Source organism: Delftia sp. CH05 (assembly GCF_009827015.1).
In the GTDB taxonomy this organism is placed as follows: Bacteria; Pseudomonadota; Gammaproteobacteria; order Burkholderiales; family Burkholderiaceae_C; genus Comamonas; species Comamonas tsuruhatensis.
The window spans coordinates 93173-110911 of sequence record NZ_WUMG01000007.1; the positions used below are offsets into that span (position 1 = coordinate 93173).

General features: G+C 70.9%; 2 protein-coding genes (1 of these 2 running past the window's edge). Both read left to right on the forward strand.

Annotated elements, in window-relative coordinates:
* Positions 1–9963 (forward strand): non-ribosomal peptide synthetase, encoded by a 9963-nt coding sequence (locus GRX31_RS08670; RefSeq protein ID WP_160852218.1) that lies wholly within the window; start codon positions 1–3, stop codon positions 9961–9963.
* Positions 9963–17739, forward strand: the 5' end (the start) of a protein-coding gene (locus tag GRX31_RS08675; RefSeq protein WP_160852220.1) for a non-ribosomal peptide synthase/polyketide synthase. It continues 10772 nt past the right edge of the window; only the first 7777 of its 18549 coding nucleotides appear in the window; its start codon is at positions 9963–9965; its stop codon lies off the right edge, out of view. Before GRX31_RS08670 ends, GRX31_RS08675 begins: the two co-directional genes overlap by 1 nt.

The following is a 17739-nucleotide window of genomic DNA, read 5'->3' on the forward strand; positions in this document are numbered from 1 at the left end:
ATGTCCCTGAACGATCTCGATTCCCGCAAGTCCCGCCTGTCCGATGCGCAGCGTGCCGCACTGGCCCTGAGGCTCCGGGGTGCATCCGGTGCACCCGCTGCATCCGCTGCATCCGGCGCAGGTGGCCTGCCGGACGGCGACGCCCGCAACACGGCCCACACCATCACCCGCTGCGACCGCACGCTGGCCATTGCCCTGTCCCCCGCCCAGCGCAGCCTCTGGCTCACCTGGCGGCTGGAGCCCGCCAGCCCCGCCTACAACATGGTGGGATCGCTGTCGCTCAAGGGGCCGCTGGATGCGTGGGCGCTGGAGCAGGCGCTGCAGGCCCTGGCCGAGCGCCACGAGATCCTGCGCACCTGCTATCCGGCCGGCGAGGACGGCGAGCCCCGGCAGTCCATCCAGCCCGCCGCGCCCGTGCCCCTGCGCCATGTCGATCTGGGTGCATGGACGGACGGCGATCCGCAGGCCGAGGCGCAGCGCCAGGTGCTGCTGCTGGCCCGCCAGCCCTTTGCGCTGGACATGGAAACGCCATTGCGCGCCGTCCTGTGCCGGCTGGGCGCGCAGGAGCATGTGCTGGGCCTGTCGCTGCACCACATTGCGGGCGATGGCTGGTCCAACGGCATCGTGGTCGAGGAACTGTTCCACCTGTACGAGGCCCTGCGCACGCAGCAGCCATCGCGCCTGCCGGCCATGGCCCTGCAGTTCGCCGACTACGCCGTCTGGCAGCGCCGCTGGTTCGATGCCGGTGAGCGCGAGCGGCAGCTGGCCTACTGGCGCGCCCGGCTGGGCACCGAGCATGAGGCCCTGGCCCTGCCGATGAAGCAGGCCAGGGCGGCCGCGCAGGAGGCACAGGAGCAGCGCCTGGAGTTCACGCTCCCCGCCGCGCTGGCCACCCGCGTGCGCGCCCTGGGCCGCGCGCATGGCGCCTCGCTGTTCATGGTGATGCTGGCCCTGCTCAAGCTGGTGCTGTACCGCTTCAGCGGCACGCGCGAGCTGCGCGTGGGCACGCCCGTGGCCAACCGCCAGAAGGCCGAGACGCATGGGCTGATCGGCTACTTCCTGAACCTGCTGGTGCTGCGCACGCACATCGATCCCGCGCAGGACTTCGGCGCGCTGCTGGCGCAGGTGCGCGAGGCGGTGCTGGGCGCGCAGGCCCACCAGGACCTGCCGTTCCACCTGCTGGTCGAGGCGCTGCAGCCAGCCCGCCAGCCGGGCGTTCACCCGCTGTTCCAGGTCAAGTGCACCCAGCAGGAGGATGCATCGGCCGCGCGCCACATCGCCGGCCTGGAGATCGCCATGCAGGCCGTCTCCAGCGGCCAGGCGCATTTCGACCTGAGCCTGGACTTCACCGACCGGCAGGACGGCATCGACTGCGTGCTGATCTACGCCGATGAACTGTTCGACCAAGCCGTGGTGCGTGACATGGCCGCCGCGTTCCAGGACCTTGCGCGGCAGGTCACCGGCGCAATCAGCGACAGGCAGCCCAGGCTGGGCGAACTGTCACTGCCAGGCCGCGTGTCGGAGTCTGCAGGCCCGGTGCAGGCCTTTGGCGCCGACAGCGTGCTGCAGCTGTGGTCGCGCGCCGTGCAGGCCCATCCCGATGGCACGGCGGTCAGGGACGCGGGCTCGGCCCTGGACTACGCGCAGCTGGACCGGCAGTCCGACCAGCTGGCCCGGGCCCTGGTGGCGCGCGGCGTGGGGGCCGATGTGCGCGTGGCCCTGCATGCCGAGCGCAGCTGCGCCTTTGTGCTGGGCCTGCTCGCCGTGCTCAAGGCCGGTGGCACCTGTGTGCCCCTGGACCCCGGCCTGCCGGCGCAGCGGCTGGCCTGGCAGCTGCGCGACAGCGGCGCGGTGCTGATGCTCTGCCAGCAGGCGCCCGCCTGGGACGCGGGCGTTCCCCTGCTGAGCCTGGACCTGAATGCCTGCCGGGAGCCGTGCATTGCGGGGCAGGCGCCGCCGGCCGCGCCGCCGCATTCCGCACAGGGCGCCTATGTGATCTACACCTCGGGCTCGACCGGGCAGCCCAAGGGCGTGGTCGTCAGCCACGGGGCGCTGGCCCACTATGTGCAGGCCGTGCTGCAGCGGCTGGACCTGCCCGAGGCGGCGCGCAGCATGGCCATGGTCTCGACCGTGGCGGCGGACCTGGGGCACACCGTGCTGTTCGGCGCGCTGTGCTCGGGGCGCGCGCTGCATCTGATGGCGCCCGAACTGGCCTTCGACCCCGACGGCTTCGCGCGCTACATGGCAGAGCACCGCGTGGACGTGCTCAAGATCGTGCCCAGCCATCTGCAGGGGCTGCTGAACGCCGGCATGCCCGCCGAGGTGCTGCCTGCCAGCCGCCTGGTGCTGGGCGGCGAGGCCACGCGCTGGCCGCTGATCGACCGCATCGCCGCGCTCAGGCCCGGCTGCCGCGTGCTCAACCATTACGGCCCTACCGAAACCACGGTGGGCATCCTCACCCAGGAAGCGGGCGAGGCGCTGCGCGGCGGCGAAAGCCTGCCCGTGGGCAGGCCGCTGGCCAATAGCCGCGCCCTGGTGCTGGATACCGACCTGCAGCCCGTGCCCCTGGGTGCCAGCGGCGAGCTGTACCTGGGCGGGCCGGGCCTGGCGCGCGGCTACCAGCTCCGGCCCGGGCAGACGGCAGAGCGCTTCGTGGCCAGCCCGTTCCAGCCGGGCGAGCGCCTGTACCGCACGGGCGACCGCGTGACCATGCTGGCCGATGGCAGCCTGCAGTTCCTGGGCCGCATGGACGACCAGGTGAAGGTGCGCGGCTACCGCGTGGAGCTGCGCGAGGTGGCGCTGGCGCTGCAGGCCGTGCCCGGCGTGGCCCAGGCCGAAGTCGTGGCACGGCTGGACGGGAATGGGGATGGGGGCGGCGACGGGCGCATGCAGCTGCATGCCTATGCCGTGCCCCAGGCGGGCGTTCCCGCCGACAGGCCGGGGTGGGCCGCCGCGCTGGCGCAGGCGCTGCCCGAATACATGGTCCCCGCCAGCATCACCGTGCTGGAAGGCATGCCCCTGACGGCCAACGGCAAGATCGACCGCAAGGCCCTGCCCGTGCCGGAGCAGGCGGCCGCCGATCTTTTCGAGGCGCCCCAAGGCGAGGCCGAGCAGGCGCTGGCCGCCGTCTGGGCCGACCTCTTCGGCCTGGAGCGCGCGGGCCGGCATGACGACTTCTTCGCGCTGGGCGGGGACTCCATCCTCGCGCTCAAGCTGGTGGCGCGTGCCCGCAAGCGCGGCGTCAAGCTCACGCCCAAGCAGCTGTTCACGGGCAAGACGCCCGCGGGTGTGGCACGGCTGGTGGAGGGGCCGGTCGCCGGCGCCGAGCAGACCGAAGGCGCGGCGTCCCTGCCCAGGGCCGACCGCAGTGGCCCGCTGCCGCTGTCCTTTGCGCAATTGCGCCAGTGGTTCCTGTGGCAGCTGGAGCCGGCCGGTACGGCCTATCACATCAGCGGCGCGCTGCGTCTGCTGGGCACGCTCGACGTGCTGGCGCTGCAGCAAAGCTTCGACGCGCTGGTGGCGCGCCACGAGTCGCTGCGCACGGTGTTCCGCATGGGCGGGGACGGGCAGGTGGTGCAGGTGGTTGCCGCACAGGGCAGTGTGCGGGTCGAGCAAACGGATCTGTCCGAACTCCCCGCTGCGCAGCGCCAGGAGCAACTGCACGAGGCGGCGGCCGCCGTGCACCGCCAGCCCTTCGACCTGCAGGCCGGGCCGCTGCTGCGCGTGGGCCTGATCCGGGAGTCGGCCGAGGCGCATCTGCTGGTCGTGGCCATGCACCACATCGTCTCCGACGGCTGGTCCATGCAGATCATCGTGGATGAATTCGTGCAGCAGTACCGCGCACGGTGCCAGGGACAGGTGCCGCAGGCCGCACCCCTGCCGCTGCAGTACGCCGACTACGCGGCCTGGCAGCGCCAGTGGCTGGAGGCCGGCGAGCGGCAGCGGCAACTGGCCTACTGGCGCGCCCAGCTGGGCGACACGCACCCCGTGCTGCAACTGCCCACCGACCACCCGCGCCGGCCCGGCGCGGACCATGTGGCCGCCAGCCATGGCCTGCAGCTGCCGGCCGAACTGGTCGGCAGCCTGCGCCGCCGCGCCCAGGCGCAGGACGCAACGCTGTTCGTGCTGCTGCTGGCGGGCCTGCAGGCCGTGCTGCACCGCTACACGGGCCAGGAAGACATTCGCGTGGGCGTGCCCATTGCCAACCGCCACCGGGTGGAAACGCAGGGCACGGTGGGCTTTTTCGTGAACACCCAGGTTCTGCGCGCCACGCTGGACGGGCGCATGGGCCTGGCGCAACTGCTGGACCAGGCCCGGCAGGCCGCCCAGGGCGCGCAGGCCCACCAGGACCTGCCCTTCGAGCAACTGGTCGAGGCGCTGCAGCCCGAACGCAACGCCGGCACCCAGCCGCTGTTCCAGGTGCTGTTCAACCACCAGCGCCAGGACCGCAGCGCGCTGCAGCAACTGCCTGGGCTGGAGCTGCAGGAATATGCGCTGCAGGGCCAGGGCGCCCAGTTCGAGCTGACCGTGGACACCACCGAGGATGCGCAGGGCCGCCTGCACCTGCGCCTGACCTATGCCCGCGAATTGTTCGAGGCCGCCACCATCGGCGCACTGGCCGGCCACTATGTGGCCATGCTGCAGGCGCTGGCCGATGATCCGGCCCGCAAGGTGGGCGAGGTCGCCTTGCTGGGCGCGGCCGAGCTGCACAGGCAGCAGGCATGGGGCCGCGCCGCCGGCCTGCCTGCCTGCCGGCCGGCCGCAGCGCAGACGCTGCACGGCCGCTTCGCCAGCCAGGCATTGGCGCGGGCCGGGGCGCAGGCGCTGTCCTTCGAGCACCACGTTCTCGGCTACGCCGAACTCGACGCCCGGGCCAACCGTCTGGCCCACCGCCTCATCGCCCTGGGCGTGCGCCCGGAGACACGCGTGGGCATTGCCATGCAGCGCTCGGTGCAGATGGTGGTGGGCCTGCTGGCCATCCTCAAGGCTGGTGGCGCCTATGTGCCGCTGGACCCGGATTACCCGGCGGACCGGCTGGCACATATGGTTGAGGATAGTGGCATTGCCCTGGTGCTGACGCAGGCGGCGGTGCGCGAGCGCATTCCCGGCGCCGCTGCGCTGCAGGTGCTGGAGATCGACACGCTGGACCTGTCGGGCGAACCCGATACCGATCCGCAGGTCGATGTGAGCCCTGACAGCCTGGCCTATGTGATCTACACCTCGGGCTCCACGGGCCGTCCCAAGGGCGCGCAACTGAGCCACCGCAACGTGGCACGGCTGCTGGATGCCACCGCTCCTTGGTTCGGCTTCGGCCCGGACGATGTCTGGACCCTGTTCCACTCCTACGCCTTCGACTTCTCGGTCTGGGAGATCTTTGGCGCGCTGTGCACGGGGGGCAGGCTGGTGGTGGTGCCGTACTGGGTCAGCCGCTCGCCCCAGGACTTCCTGGCCTTGCTGGCTGCGGAGCGCGTAACGGTTCTCAATCAAACACCCTCGGCCTTCGGGCAGCTGGTGCATGCGGTGGAGCAGGAAGATGGGAACGAGCAGGGCGGCGCTGGCCTGGCGCTGCGCCAGGTGATCTTCGGCGGCGAGGCGCTGGAGCCCGAGAGCCTGCGGCCCTGGTTCGACCGCTTCGGTGACCAGGGCCCCCAACTCATCAACATGTATGGCATCACCGAGACCACGGTGCATGTGACGTACCGGGAGATCACCCGGAAGGATCTGGAGGGCGGACGCAGCCCCGTGGGCGTGGCGATTCCGGACCTGGGCCTGTATGTGCTCGACGGCAGCCTGAACCTGCTGCCGCAGGGAGTGGCAGGAGAGTTGTACGTGGCAGGCGAGGGCTTGGCACGCGGCTATCTCAACAGGCAAGGACTGACGGCAGAGCGCTTCATTGCCAACCCGTTCAGCGAGACGGGCGATCGCCTGTACCGCACGGGCGATCTGGTGCGCTGGAACGCTCAGGGCGAACTCGAATACCTGGGCCGTGCCGACCAGCAGGTCAAGATCCGGGGCTTCCGCATCGAGCTGGGCGAGGTGCAGTCGCAACTGCTGGCCCAGCCCGAGGTGCGCGAGGCGGTGGTGCTGGCCAAGGAGGGGGCGGGCGGTGCCAGACTGATCGCCTATGTGTCGCTGAATGCAGAAATCGCAGAGGGTCTGCTCAAGGGACGTCTGGGCCAGGTGCTGCCCGACTACATGGTGCCCTCGGCCATCGTCGTGCTCGATGCCCTGCCTTTGACCGCCAACGGCAAGGTGGACCGCAAGGCGCTGCCCGAGCCGGAGATGGTCAGCGCCCAGCAATATGAGGCACCGCAGGGCGAGTTGGAGGAAACGCTGGCGCAGATCTGGGCGGACGTGCTGGGCGTGGATCGCGTGGGCCGGCAGGACGGCTTCTTTGAACTGGGCGGGCATTCGCTGCTCGCCCTGGGCCTGCTGGAGCGCGTGCGCGCCCAGGGCCTGCGCGTGCAGGTGCGCACGCTGTTCCAGCACCCGAGGCTGGCGGAGTTTGCGCAGGCGGTGCGGCAGGAGCAGCAGGGTGAGCAAGGGGAGCAGGTAGCCGGCGAGATCGATGTGCCGCCCAACGGCATCCCCGAAGGCTGCACGGAGATCACGCCGGACATGCTGACCCTGGTGGCGCTGGATGAAGATGAGATTGCTCGCATTGCGCAGGCGGTACCCGGTGGCGCGGCCAATATCCAGGACATCTACCCGCTGGCGCCGCTGCAGGAGGGGATTCTGTTCCACCACCTGCTGCAGTCCGAGGGCGATGTGTTCGTTTCGCCCAACCTGCTGAGCTTCGGGGCGCGCGAGCAGCTGCAATCCTTCGTGCATAGCCTCAACCAGGTGATTGCGCGCCATGACATCCTGCGCACGGCCGTGCTCTGGGAGGGGCTGTCCGAGCCCGTGCAGGTGGTGCTGCGCCAGGCGCCGCTGCAACTGCAGTGGCCTGATGCGGATGAGGCGCATGGGTCGCACGAGGCACATGAGGCACATGAGGCACATGAGGCGCTGGTGCCGCAGATGCTGGAGCAACTGGGCAGCCACGACCTGCGCCTGGACGTGCGGCAGGCGCCGATGATAGGGGCGCGGGCCGCGCACGATGCCGGGCAAGGCCGCTGGCTGCTGCAGCTGCTGAGTCACCACCTGGTGATGGACCGCATCACGCTGGACCTGCTGCTGCAGGAAGTGCTGCGGCTTCAGCAGGGCCGTGCGGCCGAGCTGCCGGTGCCCGTGCCCTTCCGGCGCTTTGTGGCGCAGGCGCGCCAGGGCGTGGCGGCCGAGGCGCACGAGCGGTTTTTCCGCCGCATGCTGGCCGATGTGCAGGAGCCCACGGCCGCCTTCGGCCTGCTGGATGTGCAAGGCGATGGCCGGGGCATGGAGGAGGCCCGCCTGCGGTTGGACACACCGCTGGCCCAAGGCATGCGCCGCCAGGCGCGTGCGCACGGGGTCAGCCCCGCCGCGCTCTGCCACCTGGCCTGGGCGCTGGTGCTGGCCCGCACCAGCGGCAGGCAGGAGCCGGTCTTCGGCACCGTGCTGATGGGCCGCATGGACGGCGGCGCCGGTGCGCAGCAGGCGCTGGGCATGTTCATCAACACCTTGCCGCTGCGCCTGCCGCTGGGCGAAGGCAGCGTGCTCCAGGGCCTGCGCCGCACGGCGGCGGCGCTTGCGGCGCTGCTGCAGCACGAGCATGCCAGCCTGTCGCTGGCCCAGCGCTGCAGCGGCCTGCCTGCGGGAACGCCGCTGTTCAGTGCATTGCTGAACTACCGGCATGGCGCGGCAGAGAGTGCTGCGCAAGAGCTGGCCCGGGCCGGCGTGCAGGTGCTGGGCCGCCCCGAGCGCAGCAACTATCCCGTGGGCATGGCCGTGGATGACGACGGCCAGGGCTTTGTGCTCGTCGCCCAGGTGGTGCGCAGCGTGGGGGCCGGGCGCGTCTGCGCCTACATGCAGCAGGCCCTGCAGGCGCTGGTGCAGGCGCTGCAGCAGCAGCCCGGCTGCGACCTGCGCACGCTGGACGTGGTGCCCCCGGCCGAGCGCCAGGCGCTGCTGGCGCAGGCCGGCAACCCCCGGTCCTGGCCGCAGGCCTTGCCGGTGCACCGCATGTTCGAGGCGCAGGCAAGGCAGCGGTCCCAGGCCCCGGCCCTGGCCGCGGACGGGCAGGTGTTCAGCTACGGCGATCTGGACCGGCGGGCCAGCCGCCTGGCGCAGGCCCTGATCGCCCAGGGGCTGCGGCCCGGGCAGCGCGCGGGCCTGGTGGCCGAGCGCGGGGCCGCCATGGTGGCCGGCCTGCTGGCCATCCTCAAGGCGGGCGCTGCCTACGTGCCCGTCGATCCGGCCCTGCCCGATGAGCGCATGCAGTACATGCTGCAGGACAGCGGGGCCTGCCTGGTGCTGGCCTCGGGCCTGGCGCCGGGCCGGCTGGCCGTGCTCGCCGCCAGCGTGCCGAAGGTGCTGGAGCTGGAGGCGCTGGAGGTACCGGAGGCAGTGGAGGCAAGGGAGCCAGGGCCGCAGGCAGGCACGGAACGCGCGCCCCGCGTCGAGGTGCATGGCGACCAGGCCGCCTATGTGATCTACACCTCGGGCTCTACCGGCCGGCCCAAGGGCGTGGTGGTGCGGCATGCGGCCTTCTCCAACTTCCTGCAGTCCATGGCGGCACAGCCGGGCCTGCAGGCGCAGGACGTGGTGCTGGCCACGACCTCCGTGTCCTTCGACATTGCGGGCCTGGAGATCTTCCTGCCCCTGGCCGTGGGCGCGCAGCTGGTGGTGGCCGGGCGCGAACAGGTGCGCGACGCGGCCGCGCTGGCGGCGCTGCTGGAGCGCAGCCGCGCCAGCGTGATGCAGGCCACGCCCTCGGGCTGGCGCCTGCTGCTGGCCGGTGGCTGGAAGGCGGCACGGCCGCTGAAGGCGCTGTGCGGCGGCGAGGCGCTTGCACCGGACCTGATTGCCCTGCTGCGCGCGGCGGGCGTGGACCTCTGGAACCTCTACGGCCCGACCGAGACCACGATCTGGTCCAGCCTGCAGCAGGTGCAGGGCGATGCCGCCACGCTGGGCCAGGCCATCGCGGCCACCCGGCTGCTGGTGCTTGACGAAGGACTGCGCTGCGTGCCGCAAGGCGTGGCCGGTGAGCTGTTCATTGGCGGCCAGGGCCTGGCGCGCGGCTACTGGCAGCGGCCGGGCCTGAGCGCAGAGCGTTTTGTGGCCGATCCTTTCGCGGGACCGGGCGCGGCTGGCGAACGCCTGTACCGCACGGGCGACCTGGTGCGCCGCAATGCCGATGGCGCGCTCGAATACCTGGGCCGGCTGGACCACCAGGTCAAGATCCGCGGCCACCGCATCGAGCTGGGCGAGGTGGAGGCCGCACTGCTGGCCCAGCCCGAGGTGCGCGAGGCCGTGGTCACGGCAGCGGGGTCCGGCAGCGATACGCGCCTTGTGGCGCACGTATCTCTACATGCACCGCTGCATGCAGGCCCGCCCCTGGACGCTGCGGCACTGCGCGCAAGACTGGCCAGCGGCCTGCCCGACTACATGCAGCCGTCCGCCATCGTGGTGCTGGACACGCTGCCGCTGAACAACAGCGGCAAGGTGGACCGTGCCGCGCTGCCTGCGGCGCAGGCACCGGCCGGCCAGTCCTACGAGGCGCCTTCGGGGCAGGCCGAGGAAATGCTGGCCGGGCTCTGGTCCGAGCTGCTGGGCGGTGGCCGCGTGGACCGCCGCGACAGCTTCTTCGAGCGCGGCGGGCACTCGCTCAAGGTGGTGCAACTGCTGGCGCGACTGCAGGGGGCAGGCGCTGCGGGGCTGACCGCCCAGGACATTTTCCGCACCCCGGTGCTGCAGGACATGGCGGGTCTGGTGCGCCTGCCGGCCCATGGCAGCGCGGATGCTGTGGGTGCAACAGGCACGACAGGCGCGGATGCGCAGGCGCTCGATGCGCTGGATTCCTTTCTCGAAACTCTGGGAGATATCTGATGGACCGTGGCCGCCTGCGCCAAATCGCCGAGCGCTTTGCAAGCCTGAGCCCTGCCCAGCGCACGCTGGCATTGCAAAAGATCCGGGCCGAGGGACTGGATCTCTCGCACTTCCCCATCCCTGTCCGCGCACCATCGCCCGACCAGACCGAAGCCCTGTCCCATGCGCAGCTGCGCCAGTGGTTCCTGTGGAAGCTGGACCCGCAAAGCTCGGCCTACCACATCGCCCAGGCCTCGTGGATGCATGGCGAGCTGGATCTGGCGGCCCTGCGGCAGGCGTTCGGCGTGCTGCTGGAGCGCCACGGCGGACTGCGCACGGTGTTCGAGGAAAGCCCCGACGGCCTGGCGCGGCAGCGCATCGTGCCGCAGCTGGCCCTGGAGCTGCCGCTGATCGACCTCAGCTCCCTGCCTGCCGCACAGCGGCGCGAACGGGCCCTGGCCGAAGCCGAGCGCCTGTGCCTCACGCCCTTTGACCTGACGCGCGGCCCGCTGCTGCGCGTGGCCGCCGTCCGCCTGGACAGCCGCCAGCACCTGCTGGTGGTGGTGATACACCACATCATCTCCGACGGCCGCTCCATGCAGATCCTGCTGGAGGAGTTCGCCGGCCTGTACGCGGCACTGGTGCAGCAGCGCCCGACCCGCCTGCCGCCGCTGCCCATTGCCTACAGCGACTACGCCGCCTGGCAGCGCGACTGGCTGGAGGCCGGGGAAAGGCAGCGCCTGCTGGACTACTGGCTGCCCGAACTGGCCGGTGGTCAGGACCTGCATCTGGAGCTGCCCGCCGACCATGCCCGTGCGCCGGGCGCCGAGACCCGCTGGCATGCCGCCTGGCACCGGCTGGATCTGCCCGCCAGCCTGGTGGCCGGACTGGAGCAGCGCGCCCGCGAGCAGGGCACCTCCCTCTTCGTGGCGCTGCTGGCCGGTTTCCAGGCCTTGCTGCACCGCTATACCGCCGAGACCGATATCCGCGTGGGCGTGCCCGTGGCCAACCGCAACCAGCCCGAGGCCCAGCCGCTGGTCGGCTTCTTCGTCAACACGCTGGTGATGCGTGGCCGGCTCGATCCCCGCATGCGCCTGCAGGAGCTGCTGGCCCAGCTGGCCGAGCGGGTCCGCCTGGGCCTGGCCCACCAGGACCTGCCCTACGAGCAACTGGTCGAGGCGCTGCAGCCGCGCCGCAGCCTGGACGGCAGCTCGCTGTTCCAGGTGATGCTGAACTACCAGCACGAAGAGGCGGCCGGCCTGGCGGGCCTGGAGATCCAGAAGCTGGAGCTGGACGGCCTGGACGCCCAGTTCGAGCTGACCCTGCACGCCAGCCGCCGCGCCAACGGCAGCCTGCAGCTGGGCTTTGCCTATGCGCGCGAGCGCTTCGAGCCGGCCACGGTGCAGCGCATGGGCGCGCATCTGTCGCTGCTGCTGCAGGCGCTGGCGCATGCGCCACAGTGCGCGCTGGACCAGGTGCAACTGCTGCCCGGCGATGAGCAGGCGCAGCTTCTGGACCGCAGTGCGCGCCGCAGTACCCGCAATGGACCTGCCCTCAACCCTGCGCAGCCCGCCTGCCTGCACCAGCGCTTTGCCACAAGCGCGCAGCAGCGGCCGGATGCGGTGGCGCTGACCTGCGAGTCCGCACGACTGACCTACGCCGAACTCGACGCCCAGGCCAACCGCCTGGCCCACTGTCTGATCGCCCTGGGCGTGCGGCCGGAGACACGCGTGGGCATTGCCATGCAGCGCTCGGTGGAGATGGTGGTGGGACTGCTGGCCATCCTCAAGGCCGGTGGCGCCTATGTGCCGCTGGACCCGGATTACCCTGCCGACCGGCTGGCGCACATGGTGGCCGACAGCGGGATCTCTCTGGTGCTGACGCAGGCTGCGCTGCGCGAGCGCATTCCCGGCGCTGCTGTGCTGCAGGTGCTGGAGATCGACATGCTGGACCTGTCGGGCGAACCCGATACCGATCCGCAGGTTGAAGTCTCGGCCGACAGTCTGGCCTATGTGATCTACACCTCGGGCTCGACAGGCAAACCCAAAGGCGCGCAACTGAGCCACCGCAACGTGGCACGGCTGCTGGACGCCACCGATGCCCGGTTCGGCTTCGGGCCTGACGATGTCTGGACCCTGTTCCACTCCTACGCCTTCGACTTCTCGGTCTGGGAGATCTTCGGCGCCCTGTGCACGGGCGGCAGGCTGGTGGTGGTGCCGTACTGGGTCAGCCGCTCGCCCCAGGACTTCCTGGCTTTGCTGCGTGCCGAGCGCGTAACGGTTCTCAATCAAACGCCCTCGGCCTTTGGGCAACTGGTTCATGCCGTGGAGCAGGATGAAGAAGGCGGCGCTGGCCTGGCGCTACGCCAGGTGATCTTCGGCGGCGAGGCGCTGGAGCCCGAGAGCCTGCGGCCCTGGTTCGACCGCTTCGGTGATGAGCAGAGCCCCAAGCTCATCAACATGTACGGCATCACCGAGACCACGGTGCATGTGACGTACCGGCAGATCACACGGAAGGATCTGGATAGCGGGCGCAGCCCCGTGGGCGTGGCGATTCCGGACCTGGGCCTGTATGTGCTGGACGGCAGCCTGAACCTGCTGCCGCAGGGTGTGGCGGGGGAGCTGTTTGTGGCGGGTGAGGGCCTGGCGCGCGGTTATCTGAACCGTGCAGGCCTGAGCGCCGAGCGCTTCATCGCCAACCCCTTCGCGGAGTCCGGCGAGCGCCTGTACCGCACGGGCGACCTGGTGCGCTGGAGTGCACAGGGCGAACTCGAATACCTGGGCCGTGCCGACCAGCAGGTCAAGATCCGGGGCTTCCGCATCGAGCTGGGCGAGGTGCAGTCGCAACTGCTGGCCCAGCCTGAAGTGCGCGAGGCCGTGGTTTTGGCCAAGGATGGTGCAAGGCTGATCGCCTATGTCTCCCTGCGTGACGCGGTGGAGGAAAGCCAGCTCAAGCAGCGCCTGGGCCAGGTACTGCCCGACTACATGGTGCCCTCGGCCATCGTCGTGCTTGACGCCCTGCCTTTGACGGCCAACGGCAAGGTGGACCGCAAGGCGCTGCCCGAGCCGGAGATGGCGAGTGCGCAGGAATACGAGGCACCGCAAGGTGAACTCGAAGAAACGCTGGCGAAGATCTGGGCCGAGGTGCTGGGCGTGGAGCGCGTGGGACGGCAGGACGGCTTCTTCGAGCTGGGCGGGCATTCGCTGCTTGCCCTGGGCCTGCTGGAGCGCGTGCGCACCAAGGGCCTGCGCGTGCAGGTGCGCACGCTGTTCCAGCACCCGAGGCTGGCGGAGTTTGCGCAGGCGGTGCGGCAGGAGCAGCAGGGTGAGCAAGGGGAGCAGGTAGCCGGCGAGATCGATGTGCCGCCCAACGGCATCCCCGAAGGCTGCACGGCGATCACGCCGGACATGCTGACCCTGGTGGCGCTGGATGAGGATGAGGTTGCACGCATTGCCGCGGCGGTGCCCGGTGGCGCAGCCAACATCCAGGACATCTACCCGCTGGCGCCGCTGCAGGAGGGGATTTTGTTCCACCACCTGCTGCAGTCCGAGGGCGATGCCTATGTCACCTCGCACACGCTGAGCTTTGACTCGCGCGAGCGGCTGCAGCGGTTTGCCGAGAGCTTTGACCAGGTGGTCGCGCGGCATGACATCCTGCGCACGGCCGTGTTCTGGGAGGGCCTGGCGACGCCCGTGCAGGTCGTCTGCCGGCAGGCCCGCCTGCCGCTGTCCTGGCTGGAGGAGGGCGGAACAGCGGCATCATCGCAGGACGCGCAGGACGCGCAGGACGCGCAGGACGCGCAGGACGCGCAGGACGCGCGGGCCCGGCTGGCCGCCTGCGCCCAGGGCTACCGCATCGACCTGCGCAAGGCGCCGCTGATCCACCTGGTGGCCGCGCACGACGCGCCGGGCCAGCGCTGGCTGCTGCAGATCCTGGCCCACCACATGGTGGACGACAACACCACGCTCAAGCAGGTGATCGGCGAGATCGCGCTGATCCAGCAGGGCCGCTCCAGTGCGCTGCCCCGGCCGCTGCCGTTCCGCCAGTTCGTGGCCCAGGCGCGCTCGGGCGAGGGCATGGCCGGGCATGAGGCGTTTTTCCGCACCATGCTGGGCGATGTGCAGGAGCCCACGGCGCCCTTCGGGCTGCTCGATGTCCAGGGCGACGGAGCGCGCACGAACGAGGTGCGGCAGGTGCTTGACGGCGGCCTTGCCGCCCGGTTGCGGCAGCAGTCCCGGCGCCACGGCGTCAGCGCCGCCGCGCTGTTCCACCTGGCCTGGGCCCTGGTGCTGGCCAGGACCAGCGGCAGGGACGACGTGGTGTTCGGCACCGTGCTGTTTGGCCGCATGCAGGCGCAGCAGGGCGCGGCCCGCGCGCTGGGCATGTTCATCAACACGCTGCCGCTGCGCGTTCGCCTGGCCGGCCGTGGCGTGGCCCAGGCCCTGCGCCAGACCCAGTCCGCGCTGACGGACCTGCTGCACCACGAGCATGCCAGCCTGTCGATGGCCCAGTCCTGCAGCGGCCTGGCCGGCGGGGCGCCGCTGTTCACGGCCCTGCTCAACTACCGGCACACGGCGCTGCAGGACGCGGACGCCGGCGATGCCTGGACCGGCGTGCAGATACTGCAAAGCCACGAGCGCACCAACTTCCCGTTCGGCCTGTCGGTCAACGACACGGGCGAGGGCTTCACGCTGATCGCGCATGTGATCGATGCGGTGAATGCCCACAGCATGTGCGGCTACATGCACGAGGCGCTGGACGGCCTGGCCGATGCCCTGGCGCGCGACCCCGGCCAGCCCGTGACCGCGATTGCGGTGCTGCCCGCGCATGAACGGGACAGGCTGCTGCAGTGGAGCCTCAATGGCAAGTCCCATCCCGAGGCCCTGCCCGTGCACCGGGAATTCGAGGCCCGCGTGCGGGAGCAGCCCGATGCCGTCTGCCTGGTCCATGGCGACGAGGCGCTGACCTCGGCCCAGCTCAACGCCCGGGCCAACCGGCTGGCCCACCGGCTGATGGCCCTGGGCGTGGGGCCGGACGTGCGCGTGGGCGTTGCGCTGGAGCGCTCGGTGGACATGGTGGCCGGGCTGCTGGCGGTGCTCAAGGCCGGCGGCGCCTACGTGCCGCTGGACATGGAGTACCCGGTGGACCGCCTGGCCTACATTGCCCAGGACAGCGGCATTGCCCTGCTGCTGACCGAGCGCAAGGCACGCCAGCGCCTGCCGTTCGCGCAGGCGCTGAACGTGGTCGAGCTCGACGATCTGGACCTGGACGCAGGGCCTGACCACAATCCCGGAGTGGTGGTCCATGGCGACCATCTGGCCTATGTGATCTACACCTCGGGCTCCACCGGCCGGCCCAAGGGGGCGGCCAACCGGCATGCCGCGCTGTCCAATTGCATGGCCTGGATGCAGGACCACTACCGGCTCACGCGGGCCGACGCGGTGCTGCACAAGGCGGCCTTCGGCTTCGATGTCTCGGCCTGGGAAATCTTCTGGCCGCTGACGGCGGGCGTGCGCCTGGTGGTGGCCCGGCCCGGCGACCACCGCGATCCCGAGCGCATCGTCGCGCTGATCCGCCGCCACCAGATCACCACGCTGAACTTCGTGCCGGCCATGCTGCAGGCGTTTCTGGCCCATGAGGGCATCGAGGAGGAGACCCGCCTGCGCTATGTGATCTGCGGCGGCGAGGCCATGCCGGCCGAGACACAGCGCGAAGCCCTGCGCCGCCTGCACGGCGTCAGCCTGCAAAACCTCTACGGCCCGACCGAGGCCGCCATCCACGTGACGCACTGGACCTGCCGCGACGATGGCCGCAGCCCGGTCCCCATCGGCCGCCCCGTCAGCGCGACCAAGGCCCTGGTGCTGGGCCAGGATCTGGGACTGGTTCCCGCAGGCGTGGCCGGCGAACTCTATCTGGGCGGGCAGGCGCTGGCGCAGGGCTACCTGGGCCGGCCCGGCCTGAGCGCCGAGCGCTTCGTCGCCGACCCGTTCGACCAGGGCGGCGGCCGCCTGTACCGCACGGGCGACCTGGTGCGCTGGAACGACGAAGGCCAGCTGGAGTACCTGGGGCGCCTGGACCACCAGGTGAAGATCCGGGGCTTTCGCATCGAGCTGGGCGAGATCGAGGCCCGGCTGCTGGCCCAGCCCCAGGTGCGGGAGTCCGTGGTTGTGGCCCGCAAGGGTCCGGCGGGCATGCACCTGGCGGCCTATGTCTCGGCGCATGAGGGGCTGCAGGTCACGGCGGCCGAACTGCGCGAGCGCCTGGCCCTTGAACTGCCGGACTACATGGTGCCGGCCGCCATCATGGTGCTGGACCGCCTTCCCCTGAATGCCAATGGCAAGGTGGACAGGGCCGCCTTGCCCGAGCCTGAACTGCTGGCCAGCCTGCACTACGAGGCGCCCGTGGGCGACGGCGAGCAGCGTCTGGCCGCACTCTGGAGCGAGGTGCTGGGCGTGGAGCGCGTGGGGCGCCACGACCATTTCTTTGAGCTGGGCGGGCACTCGCTGCTGGCCCTGAAGCTGCTGGAGCGCATGCGCGCCCAGGGCTGGGTGACGCAGGTGCGCACGCTGTTCCAGCACCCCCGGCTGGCGGATCTGGCGCTGGCGCTGCGCCGCGAACAAGGCCTGCCCCGGCATGAGGTGCAGGTGCCGCCCAATGGCATCCCCGAAGGCTGCACGGCCATCACGCCCGCCATGCTGACGCTGGTGGCGCTGGACGCGCAGGAGATCGCGCGGGTCGAGGCCGCCGTGCCCGGCGGCGCGGCCAACATCCAGGACATCTATCCGCTGGCGCCGCTGCAGGAAGGCATTCTGTTCCACCACACCCTGCACCAGCAGGGCGACGCCTATGCCACGCCCACGCTGCTGGGCTTCGACACGCGGGAGCGTTTGCTGGGCTTTGTGCAACGGCTCAACCAGGTCATCGCACGCCACGACATCCTGCGCACGGCCGTGCTGTGGGAGGGGTTGGCCGAGCCTGTGCAGGTGGTCTGCCGGCAGGCGCAGGTGCTGCTCGACTGGCTGGAGCCTGGTGAACGCGAGGGCGAAGGCGATGTGGCCGCCACGCTTCAGCAGCGGCTGGACCCGCGCGTGCAGCGCATCGATGTGCGCCGCGCGCCCATGATCCGCGCCGTGGCGGCGCAGGATGCGCCCAACGGGCGCTGGCTGCTGCAGCTGCTGACCCACCACCTGGTGCTGGACCACACGACGCTGGAACGCATCGTCGAGGAGATCGCGCTGATGGCCCAGGGCCGCGAGGCGGAGTTGCCCAGGCCCCTGCCGTTCAGGCGCTTCGTGGCCCAGGCCCGCCTGGGCGTGAGCACCAGTGAGCATGAGGACTTCTTCCGCGCCATGCTCGGCGATGTGGATGAGCCCACGGCGCCGTTTGGCCTGCTGGATGTGCAGGGCGACGGCAGCGCGGTGGAGGAGGCAAGGATGGCCTTGGACGAGCCCCTGGCGCGCAGCGTGCGCCGGCAGGCGCAGCGCCATGGGGTGAGTGCGGCCAGCCTGTTCCATCTGGCCTGGGCGCTGGTGCTGGGCAGGACCACGGGCAAGGATGACGTGGTGTTCGGCACCGTGCTCTTTGGCCGCATGCAGGGCGGGGAGGGCGCGCACAGTGCGCTGGGCATGTTCATCAACACGCTGCCGCTGCGCATACGGCTGGGCGGTCGGCTGGGCGGGCGCAGCGTGCAGGACTGCCTGCATGAGACGCATGCGGGGCTGACGGGGCTGATGCACCACGAGCACGCCACGCTGTCGCTGGCGCAGCGCTGCAGCGCTCTGGCGGGGGGAACGCCGC

What these genes read in the sequence shown, in the direction of transcription:
- GRX31_RS08670 (WP_160852218.1), top strand. Translation starts at nt 1, where the DNA reads ATGTCCCTGAACGATCTCGATTCCCGCAAGTCCCGCCTGTCCGATGCG.